This window comes from Kitasatospora sp. NPDC058965 (assembly GCF_042741245.1).
Classification (GTDB): Bacteria; Actinomycetota; Actinomycetes; order Streptomycetales; family Streptomycetaceae; genus Kitasatospora.
The window spans coordinates 1-5,598 of sequence record NZ_JBHYKG010000432.1 but is presented as its reverse complement, the minus strand read 5'-3'; the positions used below and the strand labels follow the sequence as shown (position 1 = coordinate 5,598).

Here is a 5,598-nt window from a genome sequence, read left to right as displayed (position 1 = left end):
AGTACGACCCAGTACGAGGGCCTCCGCCCGGCACGCCGAGAGCACGCACCGGACGCCGCTCCTTGACGGGCAAAGGTTGCCTGACGCGGCACTAGACGGTGGCCCGGCCGAGCGGCCGGGCCACCGTCGAGCGGGCGCTCGGTGGGCGTCAGGCGCGCGGGCGCCAGAGCTGCCACCAGTGCTCGCGCGGCGGCAGCGGCGGGGTCGGGACGGCCGAGTCCGGCTCGGCGTGCCCGGCGTAGCCCGGGGCGTGGTGCCAGGAGTGCTCCACGGTGGCGATCCGGCCGGCCCGCATGATCCGCACGGTGTGGCCGCCGCAGCCGGGGCAGGTGGGCTTGAGCAGCGGGGAGGGCACCCGCACCCCGTTGGCGTGGTACTGGATCACCAGGTGCCCGTCGCGGGCCCGGTGGTGCTCGATGTCGTAACCCTGCTCCCAGCCGTACCCGCAGTTGAGGCAGGCGAAGGAGTACGCCTCCTGGACCGTTTCGGTGCCCTGGCGGGTGGCGCCGGCCAGGTGCGGCGCGGCCGTGCCGCCGGTTCCGGAGTGCGTGACGGGTTCGGTCACGCCGGTCAACGGGCTACCGATGGTCTCGCTCATCTCAGTCTCCCAGCGCCCGCCGGACGTTCGTCCGGTCCGGGTCTTTCCATCCGATGGAATGCCCAGGCGCCCCGACCCGATGCCCGTCTTGCCAAGACTTGGACACAGGTTTGGCAACCCTGTACGAACGGGGCGGAAACCCCAGCTCAGCCGGGGTTTCGCTTTACCTTTCCGGACCTTGTCTTTCCACCGTACGCGCGTGGGGGGCGGGGTGCGAGGGAACTTCCCGGCCGGCCGGTCAGCCCGCGTGCTTGGCCGCCACCACGGCGTCGAAGACCTCCCGCTTGGGCAGCGCGAGCTCGGCGGCCACCGCCGCGATGGCCTCCTTGCGCCGCTCGCCCGCCGCCTCCCGGCCGGCCACCAGGGCCGCCAGCTCGGCGGCGCTCAGCTGTGCCGGGGCGGCCGGCGGGGCGCCGGCGACCACCACGGTGATCTCGCCGCGCACGCCCTCGGCGGCCCAGGCGGCCAGCTCGCCCAGCGGACCGCGCTTGACCTCCTCGTAGGTCTTGGTCAGCTCCCGGCAGACCGCGGCCGCCCGCTCGGTGCCGAAGGCCTCGGCCATCGCGGCCAGCGTCTCGGCGATCCGGTGCGGGGCCTCGAAGAAGACCATGGTGCGCGGCTCGGCGGCGATCTGGGCCAGCGCCCGGGCCCGGTCGCCGGTCTTGCGCGGCAGGAACCCCTCGAAGGTGAAGCGGTCCACCGGCAGCGCGGACAGCGCCAGCGCGGTGAGCACCGCGGACGGGCCCGGCACCGCCGTCACCGTGATCCCGGCCGCGACGGCGGCCGCGACCAGCCGGTAGCCGGGGTCGGAGACCGAGGGCATCCCGGCGTCGGTCACCAGCAGCACCCGGGCACCGCCGGTGAGCGCCTCGACCAGCTCGGGGGTGCGGCCCTGCTCGTTGCCCTCGAAGTAGGAGAGCACCCGGCCGGCCGGGGTCACCCCGAGCGCCTGGGTGAGCCGGCGCAGCCGGCGGGTGTCCTCGGCGGCGATCACGTCCGCCGCGGCCAGCTCGGTGAGCAGTCGGGGCGGGGCGTCCGCCACGTCGCCGATGGGGGTCCCTGCCAGTACCAGTACTCCAGTCACGGCGCCCATCCTGTCAGGTCCGGATGGTGGCGCAGAATCGTGACGAACCGGGCAGCTTTCCCACAGGGGCTTCTGCTTTCGGGCCCCACCCCTACGATGTGCGGGTGAACGGCGAGACGGCGGCTGAGGCGACAGTGGTCGAGACCACTGCGCAGACCCTCGGGAGCCCGGTCCAGGCGGACCAGGGCGACCCCGGCGATCCGGCGATACCCGCGCCGCGCGCGGCCGAACAGGCCGCGCGGACCGGCTGGGTCGCCCGGCTCGCCGCGTTCGGCTACCGGGCGCCGGCACCGGTGCCGGTGGCCGGGCGACTGGTCCCGCCGATGCCGGACGGCCCCGGGGTCACGCCCGACCGGGTGCCGCCCTCGCCGCTGCTGCTGCGCGCGGGCGTGCGGCTGCCGGACCCGCTGTGGTCCTGGCTCTGCCGCTGGTCCGGCTGGCTCGGCCCGATCGGCGTGGCGCTGTTCGGCGCCCTGCTGCGGTTCTGGCACCTGGGCACCCCCGGCGGGATCATCTTCGACGAGACGTACTACGCCAAGGACGCCTACGCGCTCTGGCAGAACGGCTACGAGACCAACTGGTCCGACGGCGCCAACTCGCAGATCCTCGGCCACCCGCAGGTGATCCCGTACAAGACCGACCCGGCCTTCGTGGTGCACCCGCCGGTCGGCAAGTGGATCATCGGCGTCGGCGAGCAGCTGTTCGGGATGCACCCGGTGGGCTGGCGGTTCATGGTCGCGCTGCTCGGCAGCCTGTCGATCCTGATGCTGGCCCGCATCGCCCGCCGGCTCTTCCGCTCCACCCTGCTGGGCTGCGTGGCCGGCCTGCTGCTCTCGGTGGACGGCCTGCACTTCGTGATGAGCCGCACCGCCCTGCTCGACCTGGTGGTGATGTTCTGGATCCTGGCCGCCTTCGGCTTCCTGCTGCTGGACCGGGACCACACCCGGGGCAGGATCGCCCGCCTGCTGGACGAGTCGCCCGACTCGGTGCGGGCGCACGCGATGAAGCTGGGGCTGCGCCCGTACCGCCTGGCGGCCGGCGTCTGCGTCGGACTGACCTGCTCGACCAAGTGGAGCGGGATGTACGTGGCGGCCTTCTTCGGGCTGCTCACCGTCTTCTGGGACCTGGGCGCCCGCCGCCTGGCCGGGGCCCGGCGGCCGGTGTGGACCACGCTGCGCCGCGACGCCCTGCCCGCCTTCGCCTCGATCGTGGTGGTCTCGGCGGTCGTCTACGTCTCCTCCTGGTCCGGCTGGCTGGCCAGCAGCTCGGTGCCGGGCAAGGGCGGCTACGGGCGCGACTGGGCCGTGGGGCGGCACGGGCTCTCCTCGGAGTTCGTCTCGCTGCCGGTCCTGGGCAAGGTGCGGATGCCGTTCCAGGTGGACATGACCTGGGTGCCCGCGGGCCTGCGGTCGCTCTGGCACTACCACGGGCAGATGTACGACTTCAACGTCAACCTGCACAGCCCGCACATGTACCAGTCCAACCCGTGGAGCTGGCTGGTGCTCGGGCGGCCGGTCTCCTTCTACTACGAGTCGCCCAAGTTCGGGCAGAGCGGCTGCCGGGCCAGCGAGTGCGCCTCCGAGGTGCTGGCGATCGGCACCCCGCTGCTCTGGTGGGCGGGCCTGATCGGACTGGTCTACTGCCTGTTCCGGTGGGCGCTGCGCCGCGACTGGCGGGCCGGGGCGATCCTCTGCGCCCTGGGCGCGGGGCTGCTGCCCTGGTTCGAGTACCAGACGCGCACCATCTTCCTGTTCTACGCGGTGGCCTTCGTGCCGTTCCTGGTGCTGGCCGCGACGATGCTGGTCGGGGCGCTGATCGGGCCGAGCGGGGCGAGCTACGAACGGCGGCTGGTGGGCGGTGCGGCGGCCGGCGTGCTGGTGCTGCTGATCGTCTGGAACTTCCTCTACTTCTACCCGCTGTACACGGGACAGGTGATCCCGATGACGGACTGGCGGGCCAGGATGTGGTTCACCAGCTGGATCTGAGCCGGGCGACCTGAGCTGCGCCGATCCGAAACCGCGGCGTCTGTACCAGGTCTGTCACGAGCGGTCCCCTGTCGCGGGTGCACCGGTGGGGGCCGCTTAGGCTGGGCTGTCCTCACCAGCCGCCATCAGGGGAGCTCCTCATGCGCCAGGGCGCCAAGGCCGCCGTCATCAGTGCCGTCGCAGTCGCCATGCTGGCGGGCGGCGGCTACGGGGCGTACGCCCTCTTCGGTTCCGGCGGGTCGTCCGCCGCGGCCGGGCCCAAGCAGCGCACGGTGGTCGCCGAGCCGCCCTCCCCGGAGCTGGCGGCGACCGGCGAGAAGGAGTTCCTGGACGCCTGGGCCAAGGGCGACCTGGACGCGGCCAGCAAGGCGACCGACGACCCGGCCACCGCGCTCGCGGCACTGACCGCCTTCCGGGACAAGGTGAAGCCGAGCGCGCTGACCCTGACCCCGGGCGCCGCGGCCACCCCGGCCGCCTTCGCCTCGGCCACCGCCGGCCCGTCCGGCGCGCCGACCGCCAAGCCGTCCGGCTCGCCGAGCCCGGGCGCCCCGGCCAGCGCCGCGCCCTCGGCCGCGGCGACGCCGACCGGCCAGGTGATGATGAACTTCAAGTCGAAGGTCGAGTTCGCGGGCACCACCAACGTCTGGCAGTACACCGGGTACGCGGGCATGGTGAAGATGAGCGACGGCAAGGCCGCGGTGCACTGGGCCCCGACCGTGATCCACCCGCACCTGGGCCCGGGCGAGACCATCACCACCCAGCCGGTCTTCAACCCGCCGACCAAGGTGACCGACCGCAAGGGCCAGTCGCTGGCCAACCTCCACTCGCTGGACCAGATCGTCAAGGTCTTCCAGTCCGGCACCAGCGCCGGCGACCCGGCCGACGCCGGCACCGGTGTGGTGATCACCAACGACGCCGGCAAGGGCAAGCCCGAGCCGCTCTTCACGGTGGTCGACCCCAAGCCGGGCAAGCCGTTCAAGCTGACCATCGACGCCACCCTGCAGGCCGCCGCCGAGAAGGCGGTCAACGACGGCAACGCCAAGGCCAACAAGGGCGCCGGCCTGGTGGCGATCGAGCCGAGCACCGGGAACATCCTGGCCATCGCCGGCGCCCCGCTCGGCGGCTACAACATCGGGCTGCTCGGGGCCACCGCGCCGGGCTCCACCATGAAGATCATCACCGCCACCGGCCTGCTGGAGTCCGGCCTGGACACCACCAGCACGATGCCGTGCCCGGAGACCTTCACCACCGGCCAGACCTACAAGAACGACTTCAAGGGCGACCACCTCGACAACACCCTGATGCAGGACTTCACCGTCTCCTGCAACACCGCCTTCATCAAGCAGGGCCTGACCTCGATGCAGTCCGGGCAGCTGGCCAAGGTGGCGCAGGACGTCTACGGGATCGGCACCCCCTGGAAGATCGCGCCGGGGATCAGCACGGTGGACGGCTCGGTGCCCGGGCCCGGCCAGACCAAGGACGAGACCGCGGGCGAGTTCATGGGCCAGGGCAAGGTGCTGATGAACCCGCTGGCGATGGCCTCGGTGGCGGCCACCGTGGAGAGCGGGCAGTTCAAGCAGCCGATCCTGGTGGAGGGTCAGCAGCAGGTGCAGGCGGCCCGCCAGCTCTCCCCCGACGTGCTGTCCAAGCTGCGCGCGATGATGCACAGCGTGGTGACCGACCCCAGCGGCACCGCCACCCCGGTGATGGGCGGGATCAGCGGCACCCAGTTCGGCGGCAAGACCGGTACCGCCGAGACCACCCCGAACGCCCCGACCAACAGCTGGTTCACCGGCTACCGGGACAACCTGGCGGTCTGCGCGGAGGTGCTGCAGGGCGGCTTCGGCGCGGACACCGCCGCCCCGGCCGTGGCCGAGGTGCTCAAGGTCGGCAACGCGGGCTGACGCAGAGACGCACGGACGGGGGCGGGC

The 5,598-nt window shown here is 72.7% G+C and carries 4 protein-coding genes; 2 read left to right on the top strand and 2 right to left on the bottom strand.

All coding sequences use genetic code 11. The features are described 5' to 3' along the window. Window positions 1-148 precede the first annotated feature (148 nt). Window positions 149-598, bottom strand: coding sequence for a hypothetical protein (locus ACFW1A_RS37700; protein WP_380417673.1), 450 nt, complete (start codon window positions 596-598; stop codon window positions 149-151). Between the two features lie 238 nt (window positions 599-836). Further along, window positions 837-1,682: a 16S rRNA (cytidine(1402)-2'-O)-methyltransferase gene (rsmI, locus tag ACFW1A_RS37695; protein ID WP_380417671.1), complete on the bottom strand. Its 846-nt coding sequence runs from the start codon at window positions 1,680-1,682 to the stop codon at window positions 837-839. 206 nt (window positions 1,683-1,888) lie between these two features. Between rsmI and ACFW1A_RS37690 the strand changes: the two genes are divergently transcribed. Together ACFW1A_RS37690 and ACFW1A_RS37685 are read left to right on the top strand one after the other, a co-directional pair. Beyond that, window positions 1,889-3,667 (top strand): dolichyl-phosphate-mannose--protein mannosyltransferase, encoded by a 1,779-nt coding sequence (locus ACFW1A_RS37690; protein ID WP_380417675.1) that lies wholly within the window; start codon window positions 1,889-1,891, stop codon window positions 3,665-3,667. Between the two features lie 140 nt (window positions 3,668-3,807). Then, the gene (locus ACFW1A_RS37685) at window positions 3,808-5,571 is read left to right on the top strand and encodes a penicillin-binding transpeptidase domain-containing protein (protein ID WP_380417669.1); all 1,764 of its coding nucleotides are present in this window, start codon (window positions 3,808-3,810) and stop codon (window positions 5,569-5,571) included. Window positions 5,572-5,598 lie beyond the last annotated feature (27 nt).